A 17,183-nucleotide genomic window follows, 5' to 3' on the forward strand; every position below is an offset into this window, starting at 1 on the left:
CAAAATAACTGATTGGCACACTCTAAATTCAAGGCCCGATAACAACAACGACCTGAATAAAAGCACCCCAGGATTATCGATCTTCGTCACAGAATAACTTTACCGTTTCAGCACCATTTGCACTATTACCATAAGGCTGAGAGTGCAAAGTAAAGACAGCCATTTTCTACAAGGAAATCATCATGCTCCATCCGCGAGCCAGAACGATGCTGCTGCTGGCCCCTCCTGCCCTGATTATTGGCGTGGCATCCAGTCTGATTCTGATAATCATCATGAAGGTTGCCTCGGTGCTGCAGTCGCTTTTGTGGACCTCTTTACCCTCCACAATGGGTCTGAGCGCGAACTCCCCGACGTGGATTATTCTGACCCTGACCCTGACCGGCATCGCCGTGGGGCTGGTGATCCGTTATACCCCAGGCCATGCCGGGCCCGACCCGGCCACAGAGCCGTTGATTGGCGAACCGGTCAACGCCGCCGCCCTCCCGGGGCTGATAATCGCCCTGATTATCGGTCTGGCGGGGGGCGTCAGCCTCGGGCCTGAGCATCCGGTGATGGCGGTAAACATCGCCCTGGCCGTCGCCGTAGGCGCGCGCGTCTTCCCCCGGGTGAACGCCCTGGACTGGACCATTCTTGCCTCTGCCGGCACCATCGGCGCGCTGTTCGGCACCCCCGTCGCGGCGGCGCTGATTTTTTCCCAGACCCTGAGCGGCAACGCGGAGATCCCGCTCTGGGATCGCCTGTTCGCCCCCCTGCTCGCCGCCGCAGCGGGCGCGCTGACCACCAGCCTGTTCTTCCATCCCAACTTCTCGCTGCCCATTGCCCACTACAGCCAGATGCAGCTGGTCGATATATTTAGCGGCGCAATTGTTGCCGCCATCGCCATCGCGCTGGGTATGGTGGCGGTGTGGTGTCTGCCGCGCCTGCACCGGCTGATGCATCGCCTGAAGCATCCCGTACTTATTCTCGCGGTCGGCGGATTTATTCTGGGGATCCTGGGCGCCATCGGGGGCAACATGACCCTGTTTAAGGGGCTGGACGAGATGCAGCAGATGGCTTTCAGCCAGATCTTCAGCGTGTCGGATTATCTGCTCTTTGCGCTGATCAAGCTGGCGGCGCTGGTGGTGGCGGCGGCCTGCGGTTTTCGCGGCGGGCGCATTTTCCCGGCGGTGTTTGTTGGCGTCGCGCTGGGATTGATGCTGCACGAGCACGTTGATGCGGTTCCGCTGGCGATCACCATCTCCTGTTCCATTCTGGGCTTGGTTCTGGTTGTCACCCGGGATGCGTGGCTGAGCCTGTTTATGGCGGCAGTGGTGGTGCCGGACACCAGCCTGCTGCCGCTGCTCTGTATTGTGATGCTGCCCGCCTGGCTGTTGCTGGCGGGCAGACCGATGATGATTGCCGGACGTCAGGAGAAATAATCAGGCGCTTTTACGCGCCTCCAGCGCCTGGAGAATGCCGCTCAGCAGCGGCGGAACGTCGGCTTTCGGCAGCATGACCTCAATCAGCGACAGCCGTTCCGGGTGCCCCACTCTCTCCAGCACCTCCTCCAGCTGCACCGTCTCGCTGACCCGCCAGCACTCGGCCTGACAATTCAGGCTGAGGGCCTGCGGGATCTGCGTCCAGTTCCACAGCGCAATGTCGTTATAGCGCTGGTTCGGACCGTGAATGGCGCGCTCCACCGTATACCCTTCGTTATTGAGCACCATGATCACCGGGCGCTGCTTGTCACGCAGCATCGAGCCCAGCTCCTGAATGGTGAGCTGTGCCGCGCCGTCGCCGGTAATCGCAATCACGCGGCGATCCGGGCAGGCGGTCTGGGCACCGTAGGCGGCGGCCAGGGTGTAACCAATCGAGCCCCAGATCGGTTGCACGATAAAGTTCACCTCATCCGGCAGCCTCAGCGCGCCCGCACCAAACGCCGAGGTGCCCTGGTCGGCCAGAATAATATCCCCCGGACGAATATAGGTTTGCAGGGTTTTCCAGAAGCTGTCCTGGGTCAATGAGCCTGGATGAACCGCATGCAGCTGGCGTGCCGGGCGCGGCGTGCTGCTGGTGTTGGCATACTGGTGACACAGGCTGGAGAGCACTTCAATGGCCTGGGTCATCGGGATGCCGGTGTACCAGACATCGCCGATGCGCGAGGCGTGCGGCTGCACGTCGATGGTCTGCTGAGGGGTGAGTTTGTGGGTGAAGCCGGCGGTGAGCGTATCGGTGAAGCGCGTCCCCACGCAGATCACGGTATCGGCGCCTTCAATGGCCTCGTTGACGTCGGCGGCGCTGGCGGAGCCGCTGTAGGTTCCGGCAAAGCCCGCTTTGCGCTCGTCAAAAATGCCTTTCCCCATCAGCATGGTGGCGTGGGCGACGGGCGTCTGGTCCACCCAGCGCTGCATCTGGTTTTTCAGGCCGTAGCGCAGGACCAGGAAGTCGGCCAGCAGCGCGATGCGATCGCTTGCGGCCAGCCGTTTTTCCGCCGCCTGACGGAATGCATCCAGGCGGAAACTGTCACTTTCATAAATTCGGTCAATGAGCGCGCTTACTGGCGGAGTGGCAGGTTTCTTTGCCACGTCGGCAGGCAGCATGATGTAGCCAGGGCGGCGCTCACGGAGCATTTCGGTCAACACCCGGTCAATTTCATAGCAGGCGTTCTGTTCGGTCAGGTGCGCCTGCGCCACGGTCACGGGCTCACTCATCTTATAGAAATGACGAAACTCACCGTCACCGAGGGTATGGTGCAACAACTCCCCTTTTTTCTGCGAGGCGCTGCCCGGTGCGCCGACGATATGCAGTACCGGAACATGTTCGGCGAAACTGCCCGCGATGCCGTTCATGGCACTGAGCTCGCCAACCCCAAACGTCGTCAGCAGCGCGGCAAAACCCTTGCAGCGCGCATATCCATCAGCGGCGTAGGCCGCATTCAGTTCGTTGGCACAACCTACCCAGCCAATATCCGGGCTGGCGATAACGTGATCGAGAAACTGCAGATTGTAGTCGCCCGGCACGCCAAACAGATGATCGGCACCACAATCTGTAAGACGGTCCAGCAGGTAATCGGCGACGGTGTAGGGGGTATGCATGACAGTTATCCTTATAATGTTGACTTCAATTTGAGTATTGAAGAAGCGTGATAGCTGTCCAGGAATGGCGATAATCAGCGCATGGAAATAATGCTTTACGTATTTTCGCGGGGTAATCTGCTTGCCTGACGTTTAGTGTAAACGTATACACTGAATGACATTCTGACGCAGAGGGGCAAGACTCATGGTTTATCAGGCGGATCAAAACCGTTATCAGTCAATGGTGTATCAACGATGCGGGCAAAGCGGTCTTAAGCTCCCTGCCATCTCCCTGGGGCTGTGGCACAACTTCGGCGATGCCACGCTGATTGAAAACAGCCGTCAACTTTTACATCGTGCCTTTGACCTGGGCATTACGCACTTCGACCTTGCCAATAACTACGGTCCACCGCCGGGTTCGGCAGAGCGTAATTTCGGACGGATTTTACAGGAAGATTTCAGCGCCTGGCGCGATGAGCTGATCATCTCAACCAAGGCGGGCTACACCATGTGGGACGGCCCCTACGGCGACTGGGGTTCGCGTAAGTATCTGATCGCCAGCCTCGATCAGAGCCTGAAACGGATGGGGCTGGAGTATGTCGACATCTTCTATCACCACCGTCCTGATCCGGAAACGCCGTTACAGGAGACGATGAAAGCGCTCGACCATATCGTACGTCAGGGCAAGGCGCTGTACGTCGGGCTGTCCAACTATCCGGCAGAACTGGCGCGTCAGGCCGCTGAAATCCTCGATGACCTGGGCACCCCCTGCCTTATCCACCAGCCGAAATACTCCATGTTTGAACGCGCGCCGGAGGCGGGTTTGCTGGACGTGCTTAAGGATAAAGGGGTGGGCTGCATTGCCTTTTCTCCGCTTGCGGGCGGCCAGCTAACCGACCGTTATCTGAACGGCATTCCGGCAGATTCCCGCGCCGCCAGCACCAGTCGCTTCCTGAACCCGGACCAGATAACCGACGAGAAGCTGGCGAAAGTGCGTCAGCTCAACGCCCTGGCCGAACGCCGGAACCAGAAGCTGTCGCAAATGGCGCTGGCGTGGGTGCTCCATCAGGAGGCCGTCACCTCGGTCTTAATCGGTGCCAGCAAAACGGCGCAAATTGACGATGCGGTGGGAATGCTGGCGAAACGCCATTTCACGCCTGAGGAACTTCAGGAAATAGAATTGATTCTGAACAGCACAAATTAAACGCGCTTTTAGCAAAAAGTGCTACGCCTTCTGAATTAGGAGTTAAAGCGATTATCCGGGCCTTTACCGCCCCTTAAAATTGCGTTAACAAGCCGATTACGGCTCCGATCGTGAAGGAGAATAACCATGTTCAGGTCCCTGATTCTGGCAGCAGTATTAATGGCTTCAGCCCCGCTGGTCGCTAATGCTGGCGAAATCACCCTGTTGCCATCCATAAAATTACAAATTGGCGATCGTGATAATTATGGTAACTACTGGGACGGCGGCGGCTGGCGTGACCGCGACTACTGGCGTCGTCATTATGAATGGCGTGATAATCGCTGGCACAGACATGATAACGGCTACCACCGTGGCTGGGATAAACGTAACGCCTACGAGCGCGGCTATCGCGCAGGCTGGAGCGATCGTGATGACCATCGCGGCCCTAAAGGTCACGGGCGTGGTCATGGCGGACACGGCCATCGTCACTAATATAAAAAAGGCGCCTTACGGCGCCTTTTTTACAATCCTAATGCAGTCCCGATAAGCAACCACAGATTCAGGGCCACCACCAGCACCACTATTGCCCACCCGGTCCGTTTCACCGTCACACTGTTCACCAGATCGCCCATCAACTTTTTGTCGCTGGTAAAGACCAGCAGCGGCACCAGCGCCAGAGCAATACCGAAGCTCAACAGCACCTGGCTCATCACCAGAATGCGCGTCGGATCCAGCCCCATCAGGATCACAATAAACGACGGCAGCATGGTGATGGAGCGGCGCACCCACAGAGGAATGTGGAAGCGCACAAAGCCCTGCATCACCACCTGCCCCGCCAGCGTGCCCACAACGGTAGAAGAGAGACCCGCCGCCACCAGACTCAGACCAAAAATAGTGGCCGCCGCATGGCTGAGTAGCGGTTCCAGCGTCAGGTAGGCCTGGTCGAGATCGGCAATACCGGTATGGCCGTTGAAATGGAACGCCGCTGCGGCGGTAGCCATCATCGCCAGATTGACAAACCCGGCGATGGTCATGGCGATCGCCACGTCCCATTTTGTCGCAGAGTAGCGCTCATGCCGCGAGCCTCCGTGCAGGTTCTGGGTCAGCGACGAGTGCAGATAAATGACGTGCGGCATAATAGTCGCACCCAGCACCCCGGCCGCAAGGAACACCGCTTCCGTGGTGGGCAGGCTCGGGATCGCCATCCCTTTCGCTAACTGTGCAAAGTCAGGCCGGGAGAAGATCAGCTCCACGATATAGGCCGCCGCCACGAACAGCAGCAGGCCGCCAATCACTTTCTCCAGCGGCTTTTGCCCGCGTCGTTGCAGCATCAGAATAAGGAAAGTGGCAATACCGGTTAATACCGCCCCCTGCAACAGCGACACGCCGAGGATCAGCTTAAAGCCGATGGCCGCCCCGATAAACTCCGCGAGGTCGGTCGCCATGGCAATAATTTCAGCCTGCACCCAGTAAAACCAGACCAACGGACGCGGATAGTGGTCGCGGATCTGCTCCGCGAGGTTTTTCCCGGTAGCGATACCCAGTTTTGCCGACAGCACCTGGATCATCATCGCCATCAGGTTGGCCCAGACCACCACCCACAGCAGTTTGTAGCCAAAGCTGGCCCCGGCCTGGATGTTGGTCGCAAAGTTACCGGGATCGATATAGCCAATGGCGGCAATAAACGCAGGTCCCATTAATGCGAACCGCATTTTGCGTGCTGCTCTGCCACTGCTACTCTCATCAACGCGACTATTGCTCATTTTTGCCTCAGAAATATAGCCTTTGCTATGTTTAATGCTATCAAAATGCGAATGATTATCAAGTTCATTTAAAAGGGTTATAGTGATTGCACCGATAGCGAAGAACGATAAGCAGGCTGAGTCGTGGATAAGTTGACGGCGAAAATGCACGCAACCTTTGTGAAGCGTAGCACACAAACTTAACTTTTAATTCATTTACACAACATAACGAAAATGTATCGTATGTCACTATTTTTGAGACTCGTCACAGGACTCAACGATAGTGTGGCTTTGATCTCGTTTTCTTTACGCTTGTTTCATAGAATGTGCAGCGAAATTAAACCTGCCTCATATTTGGAGCAAATATGGACCGCGTCCTACATTTTGTCCTGGCACTTGTTGTCGTTGCCGTGCTTGCGTTGCTGGTCAGCAGCGATCGCAAAAAGATCCGCATTCGCTATGTTGTTCAGTTACTCGTTATTGAAGTATTGCTCGCCTGGTTCTTCCTGAACTCAGACGTGGGGCTGGGCTTCGTAAAAGGCTTCTCCGAGATGTTCGAAAAACTCCTCGGATTCGCTAATGAAGGGACCAACTTCGTGTTCGGTAAGATGAACGACGAAGGTCTGGCGTTCTTCTTCCTGAAAGTGCTGTGCCCAATTGTCTTTATCTCTGCCCTGATCGGTATCCTGCAGCACATTCGCATTCTGCCGATTGTGATCCGCGCTATCGGTACCGTGCTGTCTAAAGTGAACGGCATGGGCAAACTGGAGTCTTTCAACGCCGTAAGTTCCCTGATCCTCGGTCAGTCTGAGAACTTCATCGCCTATAAAGATATCCTCGGCAAAATGTCCCGCAACCGCATGTACACCATGGCGGCCACGGCAATGTCTACCGTTTCCATGTCTATCGTGGGCGCGTATATGACCATGCTGGAGCCAAAATACGTGGTTGCTGCGCTGGTTCTGAACATGTTCAGCACCTTTATCGTTCTGTCACTGATCAACCCGTACCGCGTGGATGAGAGTGAAGAGAACCTGCAGATGGCTAACCTGCACGAAGGCCAGAGCTTCTTTGAAATGCTGGGTGAATACATCCTGGCAGGCTTCAAGGTTGCGGTTATCGTTGCGGCGATGCTGATCGGCTTTATCGCGCTGATCTCCGCGCTGAACGCCCTGTTTGCTGCCGTGCTGGGTATCTCCTTCCAGGGCATTCTGGGTTACATCTTCTACCCGGTAGCCTGGGTGATGGGTGTGCCGGCAAGCGAAGCGCTGCAGGTGGGCAGTATTATGGCAACCAAACTGGTTTCTAACGAATTCGTCGCAATGATGGATCTGCAGAAAATCGCCGGTTCCCTCTCCCCGCGCGCCGAAGGCATTCTGTCCGTCTTCCTGGTCTCTTTCGCTAACTTCTCTTCCATCGGCATCATCGCCGGTGCGATTAAAGGTCTGAACGAAGAGCAGGGTAACGTGGTTTCCCGCTTCGGCCTGAAACTGGTTTACGGTTCTACGCTGGTCAGCGTCCTGTCTGCGTCTATCGCCGCACTGGTACTGTAATCAGCATAAAAAAACCGGGGATGATAAGTCCCCGGTTTTTTTTCGCCTGTCATTTAGTGAAGCGGTTGCGGTTTGCCGACCAGGTATCCCTGCAGATAATCCACCCCCGAGGCGAGCAACTTCTCGCGCTGCTCCTCCGTTTCAACAAATTCCGCCACCACGCACAGGGAGCGGGTCTTCGCCAGATTGCAGATGGATTTCACAATCATCGCATCCATGCTGTCGCTGCAGATATCCTTCACGAAGCAGCCATCAATTTTAATGACGTCCGCCTCCAGGCGCTTGAGCCGCTCGTAGTTGGCGTAGCCGGTACCGAAATCGTCGATGGCGATTTTAAAGCCGTACTGACGCAGCTGCTGAATGTTGGCGATACTGACTTCCGAGTTGGAGAACGCCTGCTCTTCGGTCACCTCGATAATCACCGACTGCGGCCTCACCCCGTAACGTTCAAACAGAGTAATGATCTCTGCCGCCACCTCTTTCTGCATCAGCGTCAAGGGCATCAGATTCACGGAAAAACGCGCGCAGCAATCGTCTGAGGGATGCTCCTGCAGCCAGGCCAACAATGATTCAACCACGCCGATATCGAAGCGGCGGCTCAGGTTAAACTGCGCTACCAGCGGCAAGAACTTATCAGGCGTTAAGAGCTCACCCTCACTTTCCAGGCGGGAAAGGATTTCGTGGTAACCCAAGCCATCGGCTCGCTGAATGGGTTGCGCGTACAGGCGTAATCCCCCCTCATCCAGCGCCCGCTTGATGCGACTCAGCATCAGCACGCGCTCAGTCGTCTGGCCTGAAACCGTTTCAAGGCTGTTATTCAGGGACAGAACCTGGTTCGCCGAGCAGGCTTTTTCCGCCAGCCAACTTAACTGGCCCAGCGTGTGGTACAGGCTTTCTCCGCCGTTAGACTCCACGCCGCCCCAGGCGCCGCCAAATTCAATATCCAGACCGATATTGTTCCAGTAAATTTTGCGGCTGTTCATGTAATCAATGATGTGCTGCAAGCGCGCCCCGGTTTCCGGCCCGCTGAGCACCACCACCAGCTCATTACCCGGGATCTGGAAAACCTGCTCATTGGCCATCAGCAGCGGCTGGAGCTGGCGAATGATGGCCCGTTTGCACTGCACGCGCATCATCAGGCCATAGTGACGGCTCAGGAACTCCAGATTATCCATCCGTAAACAGCACAGGGTGACCTCTCTGTTGTCACTCAGGAAGCACTCCAGCGCGCGCAGGTTACGCAGTCCCGTCAGGGGATCGATCAACGCCCTTTCCTGCCAGCCACGTTTAAGCCATTCGCTGCGCTGAAAAATACGAGACATATAAACCAGACAGATAGCGAAGGAGATCAGCACCGACAGCACGAACGCCAGTGAGTAGCCGTTTTGCACGCCCTGTAAAAAATTGCTGTTGTAGGTCAGCAGCAGCAGTGTGCTTAACGCCCAGCCCAGCGTAATGAAGGGATAGCGGAATCGACTCACGCCTAAGGTGAACAGAATAAATATCACCGGGACCAGGTAGCCCGCAATAATATCGGAAGTAAAAGGCAAACAGAGCAGAAGCAAGAAAGCGGCAAGCAACAGAAGTAATACGGATGTAAATATTTGGTTGCGAATTGAAAATGAATTATTAATGTTCTTCCGCCAGAAGGCGCGCGCATAATTCGGATTAATAATCATTCTTAAAGGATAATAGAACAGCATTGTGAAAATCAGAACGGCGCAAATCAGGCTCTGGACATCCACGACATGATATATGACGGAGCCTCTGTCCGAGAAATTAGCAAGGGTAACAGGGAAGTCACAAAAATAACCGGCAAGAAACATTGAGAGTTTTATTGCCAGGGGTAAGGCAAATCCTAACCAGAAAATGCGCGCCCCAAGAAAGCGGCTGGGTATCTGATAGCGCCAGCGCGAACCAAGCTGCCAGCGCAGGATCCCGCAGACCAGCAGCGTGCTAAACACCTGACAGAACAGCAAAATAACATCCTGCTCCGGCGATAATTGAAGGTTCCACTGGTTAATTATGGCGAAACTAATAACGATCGGAATAATTGCCTGGCGACCAAATAATAATATTATCGCCAGCATGACGCTCAGCGGCATCCATGCCAGATAAACCTCAAAACCATCGATAACAGATTTCGGTGAAATAAGACGGGAGAAAGGGACGAAGACGAGGCATAACGCCAGGGCGAGCGTGAAGCTCTTTAAGTTAATATTAATTTTAGTATTCATTAATTTTGTTAAACTATTTACCTGGCGATATTAATTTCACATAAATACTATTTCCTTTAAAAAGGCAATTCAAGTTCAAGGCCGGGAAATAGCATTTCCTGACTAAGAATTTACCTAAACAAGATTTATTTACAGGAAAAAGAGATAAACGGTTTATTGCAGGCATAAAAAAACCCCCGCCATTCGGCGAGGGTTTAAATTTTGGTGGAGCTAAGCGGGATCGAACCGCTGACCTCTTGCATGCCATGCAAGCGCTCTCCCAGCTGAGCTATAGCCCCACAGTTTTCTTTACGCACCAGACTCTGTTGGGTTCAGAGTTTGGTGGAGCTAAGCGGGATCGAACCGCTGACCTCTTGCATGCCATGCAAGCGCTCTCCCAGCTGAGCTATAGCCCCATCGCGTAAAGCGTGTCGTGTTGACGGGCGGCATAATATGAATTCCATTGCTGAGTGTCAACGGCAAAATCTCACACTGTGGTTCAACCGCTGAAAATTCATGCAAATGAATCACATTGCGAGGGTGCTCGCAGCCATGAGTTAATCTTGTCACGTTTTCCAGTAAAACGGTGTTATAAAATGAGCCACTAATTACCCACACTCTTACTCAGGAAATTGCATGATCAAGGAACGAATGACGCCGGAAGAGCTGGCCCGGCTCACAGGCTACAGCCGACAGACCATCAATAAATGGGTGCGCAAAGAGGGTTGGTCCACATCACCGAAACCCGGTGTTCAGGGCGGTAAAGCGCGCCTGGTGCATGTGAATGAGAAAGTTCGGGAGTTTATTCGCAACGCACGCAGAGCCCCGGATGTGGTGCCCTCACCTGACGTTTATGCAGATAACTCGCTACAGGCCCTGCTGATCACGCTGGCTAACGAAATGACACCCACGGAACAGAAACAACTGACCTCTTTATTACTCCGGGAAGGGATCACCGGATTGTTGCAACGCTTAGGGATCCGCGAGCAAAAATAATATGAAAAAATTACGTAGCAAAATGACCACCGAAGAGCTGTCGGATACGCTGGGGGTCGCCAGGCAAACCGTTAACCGCTGGGTACGCAAGAATAACTGGAAAACGGAAGGCATTAATGGCGTTAAAGGCGGTAAAGCGCGTCTCATTCATATTGATGCGCAGGTGCGCGAGCACATCATGAACATCCCCGCCATTCGTAAACGACAGGCTAACTATCAGCTTGCTGAAACCGCGGCCAGCTATGAGCCCGTTGCCGTGCTGCGTCAGATTATCGATGCGCTGGAAAATATGACTCCGCCAGAACAGGAGCGGCTTGCCGTTTTACTGGCGCGGGAAGGAATACAGGGTTTTCTGGTGCGGCTGAATATTCATCAGCCAGAGGAATAAAAAACGGCAGGGAAACCTGCCGTTTTGTTTTTGCTTTCTGATTACTGCTGGCTTTCGCGCTCAGCAATAAAATCGAGCGCTCTGTTGATACGCGCCACGCTGCGGGTTTTACCAATCGCGTGTACGGTAACGTCCAGCGCCGGGGACTGACCGGCACCGGTAACAGCGACACGCAGCGGCATGCCTACTTTACCCATCCCGACTTCCAGCTCATCTGCTGTCGCCTGAATGGCATTATGGACATTCTCAGCGCTCCAGTCGGTAATAGCAGCCAGTTTATCGCGAACCACTTCCAGCGGCTGACGCGCAACCGGGCGCAGGTGCTTCTTCGCGGCGTCGGCGTCAAACTCATCGTATTCTTCATAGAAGTAACGGCAGTTTTCCGCGATCTCTTTCAGGGTTTTACAGCGCTCGCCCAGCAGTTTGATCAGATCGGCCAGCTGTGGACCGTTGCGGGTATCGATGTTCGCCTGCTCAATATGCCACTGCAGCTGGGTCGCAACGTACTCTGGCGGCAGAGTATTGATGTAGTGATGGTTCAGCCACAGCAGTTTATCGGTATTGAACGCACTCGCAGACTTACCTACCGCGCTCAGGGTAAAGAGCTTGATCATCTCTTCACGGCTGAAGATCTCCTGATCGCCATGGGACCAGCCCAGACGCACCAGATAGTTCAGCAGCGCTTCCGGCAGGTAGCCGTCATCGCGATACTGCATCACGCTGACCGCGCCGTGGCGTTTGGAGAGCTTTTTACCGTCGTCACCGTTGATCATTGAAACGTGCGCATAAACCGGTACAGGTGCATTCAGCGCTTTAAGGATGTTGATCTGGCGTGGGGTGTTGTTGATGTGGTCTTCGCCACGCACCACGTGGGTGATCGCCATATCCCAGTCATCAACCACAACACAGAAGTTATAGGTTGGTGAGCCGTCGGTACGGCGGATAATCAGATCGTCCAGCTCCTGGTTGCTGAATTCGATCGGGCCGCGGATCTGATCGTCAAAAATGACCGAGCCTTCCTGCGGGTTAGCGAAACGCACTACGCAGGGTTCGTCCGCCGCGTGGTGTGAATGATCGTGACGGCAGCGGCCGTCGTAGCGCGGCTTTTCGTTATTCGCCATCTGCTCTTCGCGCAGCGCTTCCAGACGCTCTTTCGAGCAGTAGCACTTATAGGCAGTGCCCGCTTCCAGCATGTCATCAATAACGGCGTTGTAGCGATCAAAACGTTTGGTCTGGAAATAAGGGCCTTCGTCCCACTCCAGATTAAGCCAGTTCATACCATCCATAATGGCTTCGATTGCTTCCGGCGTGGAGCGTTCGAGATCGGTATCTTCGATACGCAGCACAAACTCACCGCCCTGGTTGCGAGCAAACAGCCAGGAATAGAGAGCAGTACGCGCACCGCCGACGTGCAGGTAGCCTGTCGGGCTTGGCGCGAAGCGAGTTTTGATTTTCATGAAGTGGCCTTACAGTGATAAAGATGCCGACAACCGGCATATCCTGGAAACTAAAGTGGGCAATATTCTATCACTCCAGCCTGATTCCTCAATCTTGTTGCTGTCAGATCGTTCTTTGTAGCCGTTTTTGTTTAGAAATCATGCATCACAGGTGTTTTTGCGATCGTTTTGTTTAATTTTACGACGAACGAACAAAATCTTTAGAAAAGGCGTTGACTCATTTTCAACTCTCCCTATAATGCGACTCCACACAGCGGGGGTGATTAGCTCAGCTGGGAGAGCACCTCCCTTACAAGGAGGGGGTCGGCGGTTCGAACCCGTCATCACCCACCAACTACTTTATGTAGTCTCCGCCGTGTAGCAAGAAATTGAGAAGTGGGTGATTAGCTCAGCTGGGAGAGCACCTCCCTTACAAGGAGGGGGTCGGCGGTTCGATCCCGTCATCACCCACCACTTTCTCGCCAGCTGGATTTCTTGCAGTAGTAAATGAAGTACCGAAGTGGGTGATTAGCTCAGCTGGGAGAGCACCTCCCTTACAAGGAGGGGGTCGGCGGTTCGATCCCGTCATCACCCACCACTTCGGGTCGTTAGCTCAGTTGGTAGAGCAGTTGACTTTTAATCAATTGGTCGCAGGTTCGAATCCTGCACGACCCACCAATGTAAAAAAGCGCCCTAAAGGCGCTTTTTTGCTATCTGCAATCCCTACCAGTTCAGGTAGATATTCTCAAGTCCTTCAATTTTCTGCCGATACCTCTTCTTTAGGCAGAGGAAATCAGCATGACAACTATTCAGGCATCCACACCCTCAATACAAACAAAAAGCAGCGGCAGCAGCAGTGGCTCCGCCGGTAGCGACATTGCATCGCAAATTAGCCGCCTCACCTCACAAATTACTAAACTGACCAAACAGCTGAAAGACGTGGCTAACGGCAGCGGCACCGCGGAAGAGAAACAAACCCAGCAGGACCTGCTGCAGGCGCAGATCAGAATGCTGCAGGCGCAGCTGGAGCAGCTGCAGCGTCGTCAGGCGGAAGAAGCCCAGCAGAAGCAGGACAAACAGCAAGGTAAGGTGGAAGGCGTTAACTCCCCTTCCGCTGAGCATCAGATTGATATTTACGTCTGACGCAGCTTAAAACTGTGCAGGCCAGATGCAGCGCCTGCACAATTTCTGTTTACGCTGTCAGCGCCGCGATCAGTTTTGCCATCGCCCCCGTCAACTGCTGCTCTTCGTAGACGATATACAGATCCGCCGGAATACGCTCCTCAAGCGGACGGAACACCACGCCGGGCCAGTTCATCTGCGCATAGCTGTCCGCGATAAGCGTAATTCCCAGACCCATGCTGATCATAGCGAGTACGGTTTGTGGCTCCATCACTTCACGCACCACCCTGGGCGAGAAGCCAACGCTCTGACAAACCCGCTGCAGGAAGGCCCAGTCGGTATGCATGGCGGGCATGGTAACAAAACATTCATACCGTAACGCCTCAAGCGGCACGACGTCACGGGCGGTCAGAGCATGATCCTCCGGCATCGCTACCAGAAATGACGACTCGTGCAGGCGTACACGGGTAAATCCCGCCATCGGCTCCGTCGCCATTCGCCAGATGCCCGCATCCAGCTCGCGTCTTTCCAGCAGCGCCATCTGCTTTGCAGGCATTTTTTCCCGGAAAATCAGCTCGATGTCAGGATGCGTTTTCAGAAACTGGTGCATAACAGGGCGCATCTTTCCCCACATCGCCGTGCCCACCACGCCAAGCTCAATTCGCCCTGCTTCACCCCGCCCAATCTGCTCTACCCGCGCCAGAATCTGGTTCGCACTGGAGAGCAAGCGACGTGACTCTTCCATCAGGATTTTACCGGCATGGGTTAATGCCACACTGCGGGAGTGACGAAGAAACAACAGCGTACCGAGCTGCTGTTCCAGCTCTTTGATATGCATACTTAAGGGGGGTTGGGACATGTTAAGACGGGCCGCAGCCCGTCCAAAATGAAGTTCTTCTGCCACGGCGAGAAAGTAACGCAGCAGCTTTAGATCGATGCGGGTTGTTCGTTCCATCACCCCTGCGCTCCTTACAGAAAAGAGAGTAACGGAACGAATTTATCATACCGCCTGGCGAAAAATGAATTGAACCGCAATGTAGCCAAGATACATAAATACGATGGAAAGTACGCCGGGTAACACATTGGGTGCCGGAATAGGTAACCGGCATAAGGTGAATAACGCCCCGATACCGAAACCAATGCCCGATGAGAAAAGAATGTCTTTCATACACTGTCCCTGCTGATTAAATGGACTGGCGAGCATCCCCTCGCCAGTAAAAATGCCCTAGTGGGTCAAAGACTGAGCCGCTAACGCTTCAGGCTTATGCTGATATTTGAAGCACACCGCAAAGATCGCTGCCAGCGCCAGGGTATAGGCCGCAAACAGCAACCAGATGGTTTGCCAGTCTTTAACGCCCTCCACCGAGAAGTAATCCACCGCCATCCCGCTCAGAATGGAGCCGACCCAGGCGCCGACGCCATTCACCATGGTCATAAACAGCCCTTGCGCGCTGGCGCGAATGGTGGAGCTCACCTCCTGTTCGACGAATACCGAGCCCGAAATATTGAAGAAATCGAACGCGCAGCCATACACAATCATCGACATCAGCAGCAGAACCACGCCTGTTGGAGACGGATCGCCAAAGGCAAAGAAACCAAAGCGTAAGGTCCAGGCTAGCATGCTCATCAGCATCACGGTTTTGATGCCATAACGCTTCAGGAAGAACGGGATGGTCAGGATGAAGCCCACCTCTGCCATCTGCGAAACGGAGAGCAAAATGGAGGGATACTTAACGACAAAGCTCTCAGCAAACGCCGGGTCACGGGCAAAATCGTGGAGAAACGGATTGCCAAAGACGTTAGTGATTTGCAGCACCGCGCCAAGCATCATCGCGAACAGAAAGAAGATGGCCATCCGCGGATTTTTAAACAGCACGAAGGCATCCAGACCGAGCTTGCTGATAAGCGTGGTTGCCGCGCTCTTTTCAGCAATCGGGATCTTCGGTAGCGTCAGCGCGTAGGACGACAGCAGCAATGAGGCACCCGCGGCGATAAACAGCTGCGTGCTGCTCAGCTCAAGGCCCATCAGACTCACCGTCCACATGGCGAGAATAAACCCTAACGTGCCAAACATCCGCACAGGCGGAAAGGCCGTAACAGGATCCTTTCCTGCCTGGGCAAGACACGAATAGGAGATGCTGTTTGAGAGCGCAATGGTCGGCATATAGGCCATGGCGTTAATCAGCATCACCCAGAACATAGTGTCCGGATCGGTCACGGTCGTCGCATACAGCAGCATTCCGGCGCAGACCAGATGACACAGCATGTAGGCCCGTTCGGCACGCAGCCATTTGTCGGCAATAATTCCCATAATGCCGGGCATGATAATCGCCGCCAGCCCTTTGGAGCTGTAGACCATGCCGACGTTGGCACCGCTAAAATGGAGGGTGTTAATCATGTATGACCCCAGGGTGACAAGCCAGCTTCCCCAGATGAAATACTGCAAAAACGACATGATCTTCAGTCGAGAGGTTATACCCATTTTTTTATTCCTTGCCGCAGAGGCTAAGCCCCTTTTCAGGGGCATGGGTATCAGGCCAATTTGCGTAAGAAGCCGCAAATCAGGTTGATAAAATTTGGCCGGGAGAGTTCAGCGGCGGCCAGGGTTTGCGCATGGGAAAGCTTAATGTCGCCCAGCCCTTCCGCCAGGTTGGTAATGGCCGACACGGCAACCACCTTAAGCCCGCAATGGCGAGCGGCAATCACCTCCGGCACCACGGACATTCCTACCACATCCCCGCCAAGGATCTGCATCATGCGGATCTCTGCCGCCGTTTCGAAGTTTGGTCCCGGATACGAGACAAACACCCCTTCGGTAAGCGGGAAGCCCTCTTCAGCGGCCACCGCCTGGAGCAGCGCGCGATAATCGGCGTCATAGGCATTCGCCAGGGAGAAGAAACGCTCGCCATAACGATCGTCGTTCAGACCCACCATCGGCGTTCCTGGCATAGTGTTGATGTGATCGCTTAACGCCACCAGGCTGCCGGGGCCCACGTTGGGGCGCAACGAGCCTGCGGCATTGGTGCAAAACAGCATCTCGCAGCCCAGCAATTTGAGCGTGCGGATCGCATCGGTCATCACGCTCATCCCACGCCCTTCATAGAAATGTCCGCGCCCTTTCATGCACGCCACCGGAACACCCGCCAGATGACCCAGCACCAGCTCGCCGGCATGCCCGTGGACCGTACTGACCGGGAACCCGGGCAGCTTCTCGTAAGAGATGGCCACAGCGCCTTCAATTTGCTCTGCCAGGGCACCTAAACCCGAGCCGAGGATCAATGCCACACGTGGCGTAAAGCCGGGTTTGTAACCGCGAATAATGTCTGCGCTATAGCCGGGATTTGGCGAGAAATGAGAGTGGCTCATGGGAAGTCCTTATTATGAGTAAATGTGGGTACCGCCTTTTTATAGCGAGAGGGAGGGGCCCTTTACCAATACACTTTTCCGTGTCGATCGATACAGGTTCTGTATTGATTCAAAAGAGAATTCAGCTT

The 17,183-nt window shown here is 54.5% G+C and carries 15 protein-coding genes and 6 tRNA genes; 11 read left to right on the top strand and 10 right to left on the bottom strand.

Annotation, left to right across the window (positions count from 1 at the left end; translation table 11 throughout):
- Window positions 1-182: 182 nt before the first annotated feature.
- Window positions 183-1,418 carry an ion channel protein gene (locus tag FHN83_RS04505; RefSeq protein ID WP_139563325.1) on the top strand — a complete coding sequence of 412 codons (1,236 nt, stop codon included), beginning with the start codon at window positions 183-185 and terminating at the stop codon, window positions 1,416-1,418.
- Here the strand turns inward: FHN83_RS04505 and ipdC are convergent, their stop codons facing one another.
- Window positions 1,419-3,074: an indolepyruvate decarboxylase gene (gene ipdC / locus FHN83_RS04510; RefSeq protein WP_039032606.1), complete on the bottom strand. Its 1,656-nt coding sequence runs from the start codon at window positions 3,072-3,074 to the stop codon at window positions 1,419-1,421.
- 184 nt (window positions 3,075-3,258) lie between these two features.
- On the opposite strand from ipdC, the gene mgrA reads away from it, so the two are divergent.
- Both mgrA and FHN83_RS04520 read left to right on the top strand, forming a co-directional pair.
- Window positions 3,259-4,257 carry an L-glyceraldehyde 3-phosphate reductase gene (gene mgrA / locus FHN83_RS04515; protein ID WP_039032605.1) on the top strand — a complete coding sequence of 333 codons (999 nt, stop codon included), beginning with the start codon at window positions 3,259-3,261 and terminating at the stop codon, window positions 4,255-4,257.
- Between the two features lie 126 nt (window positions 4,258-4,383).
- Complete coding sequence (locus tag FHN83_RS04520; protein ID WP_039032604.1) at window positions 4,384-4,728, top strand: DUF2502 domain-containing protein; 345 nt, start codon at window positions 4,384-4,386, stop codon at window positions 4,726-4,728.
- A 29-nt stretch (window positions 4,729-4,757) separates the two neighbouring features.
- On the opposite strand, the gene FHN83_RS04525 is transcribed toward FHN83_RS04520, so the two are convergent.
- Window positions 4,758-5,999, bottom strand: a complete 1,242-nt coding sequence (locus FHN83_RS04525) for an Nramp family divalent metal transporter (protein ID WP_039032603.1) — start codon at window positions 5,997-5,999, stop codon at window positions 4,758-4,760.
- A 344-nt stretch (window positions 6,000-6,343) separates the two neighbouring features.
- On the opposite strand from FHN83_RS04525, the gene FHN83_RS04530 reads away from it, so the two are divergent.
- Entirely contained in the window at window positions 6,344-7,531 is a 1,188-nt protein-coding gene (locus FHN83_RS04530; RefSeq protein ID WP_039032602.1) for a NupC/NupG family nucleoside CNT transporter, read from the top strand.
- Between the two features lie 53 nt (window positions 7,532-7,584).
- Here FHN83_RS04530 and FHN83_RS04535 read toward each other — a convergent pair whose 3' ends face one another.
- The 3 genes from FHN83_RS04535 to FHN83_RS04545 all read right to left on the bottom strand — a co-directional run bounded on the left by FHN83_RS04535 (window position 7,585) and on the right by FHN83_RS04545 (window position 10,163).
- Window positions 7,585-9,768 carry an EAL domain-containing protein gene (locus tag FHN83_RS04535; RefSeq protein WP_139563326.1) on the bottom strand — a complete coding sequence of 728 codons (2,184 nt, stop codon included), beginning with the start codon at window positions 9,766-9,768 and terminating at the stop codon, window positions 7,585-7,587.
- 202 nt (window positions 9,769-9,970) lie between these two features.
- Window positions 9,971-10,046 (bottom strand) — tRNA-Ala (locus tag FHN83_RS04540).
- Window positions 10,047-10,087: 41 nt separating this feature from the next.
- A tRNA-Ala gene (locus tag FHN83_RS04545) sits at window positions 10,088-10,163 on the bottom strand.
- 220 nt (window positions 10,164-10,383) lie between these two features.
- Between FHN83_RS04545 and FHN83_RS04550 the strand changes: the two genes are divergently transcribed.
- Complete coding sequence (locus tag FHN83_RS04550) at window positions 10,384-10,743, top strand: YfeC-like transcriptional regulator (RefSeq protein ID WP_039032600.1); 360 nt, start codon at window positions 10,384-10,386, stop codon at window positions 10,741-10,743.
- 1 nt (window position 10,744) lies between these two features.
- Window positions 10,745-11,131: a YfeC-like transcriptional regulator gene (locus FHN83_RS04555; protein ID WP_039032599.1), complete on the top strand. Its 387-nt coding sequence runs from the start codon at window positions 10,745-10,747 to the stop codon at window positions 11,129-11,131.
- A gap of 41 nt (window positions 11,132-11,172) precedes the next feature.
- On the opposite strand, the gene gltX is transcribed toward FHN83_RS04555, so the two are convergent.
- Complete coding sequence (gltX, locus tag FHN83_RS04560) at window positions 11,173-12,588, bottom strand: glutamate--tRNA ligase (protein ID WP_039032598.1); 1,416 nt, start codon at window positions 12,586-12,588, stop codon at window positions 11,173-11,175.
- Between the two features lie 257 nt (window positions 12,589-12,845).
- Here gltX and FHN83_RS04565 point away from each other — a divergent pair.
- The 5 genes from FHN83_RS04565 (at window position 12,846) to FHN83_RS04585 (ending at window position 13,710) form a co-directional block, all read left to right on the top strand.
- Window positions 12,846-12,921, top strand: a tRNA-Val gene (locus FHN83_RS04565).
- A gap of 44 nt (window positions 12,922-12,965) precedes the next feature.
- Window positions 12,966-13,041: transfer RNA gene (locus FHN83_RS04570), tRNA-Val, on the top strand.
- Window positions 13,042-13,089: 48 nt separating this feature from the next.
- A tRNA-Val gene (locus FHN83_RS04575) sits at window positions 13,090-13,165 on the top strand.
- Window positions 13,166-13,169: 4 nt separating this feature from the next.
- A tRNA-Lys gene (locus FHN83_RS04580) sits at window positions 13,170-13,245 on the top strand.
- A gap of 120 nt (window positions 13,246-13,365) precedes the next feature.
- Complete coding sequence (locus tag FHN83_RS04585) at window positions 13,366-13,710, top strand: FlxA-like family protein (protein ID WP_039029645.1); 345 nt, start codon at window positions 13,366-13,368, stop codon at window positions 13,708-13,710.
- Window positions 13,711-13,759: 49 nt separating this feature from the next.
- Here FHN83_RS04585 and FHN83_RS04590 read toward each other — a convergent pair whose 3' ends face one another.
- The 4 genes from FHN83_RS04590 to xapA are packed head-to-tail and all read right to left on the bottom strand — an operon-like array spanning window position 13,760 to window position 17,055.
- A complete protein-coding gene (locus FHN83_RS04590) occupies window positions 13,760-14,644 on the bottom strand; it encodes a LysR family transcriptional regulator (RefSeq protein WP_139563327.1) in 885 nt (294 codons plus the stop codon).
- A 45-nt stretch (window positions 14,645-14,689) separates the two neighbouring features.
- Window positions 14,690-14,857, bottom strand: a complete 168-nt coding sequence (locus tag FHN83_RS04595) for a XapX domain-containing protein (protein WP_039029647.1) — start codon at window positions 14,855-14,857, stop codon at window positions 14,690-14,692.
- A 57-nt stretch (window positions 14,858-14,914) separates the two neighbouring features.
- A complete protein-coding gene (locus FHN83_RS04600) occupies window positions 14,915-16,171 on the bottom strand; it encodes a nucleoside permease (RefSeq protein WP_139563328.1) in 1,257 nt (418 codons plus the stop codon).
- 50 nt (window positions 16,172-16,221) lie between these two features.
- Window positions 16,222-17,055 (bottom strand): xanthosine phosphorylase, encoded by an 834-nt coding sequence (xapA, locus tag FHN83_RS04605; RefSeq protein ID WP_139563329.1) that lies wholly within the window; start codon window positions 17,053-17,055, stop codon window positions 16,222-16,224.
- Window positions 17,056-17,183 lie beyond the last annotated feature (128 nt).

Origin of the sequence: Leclercia adecarboxylata (assembly GCF_006171285.1) — a bacterium.
Lineage (GTDB): Bacteria > Pseudomonadota > Gammaproteobacteria > Enterobacterales > Enterobacteriaceae > Enterobacter > Enterobacter barmai.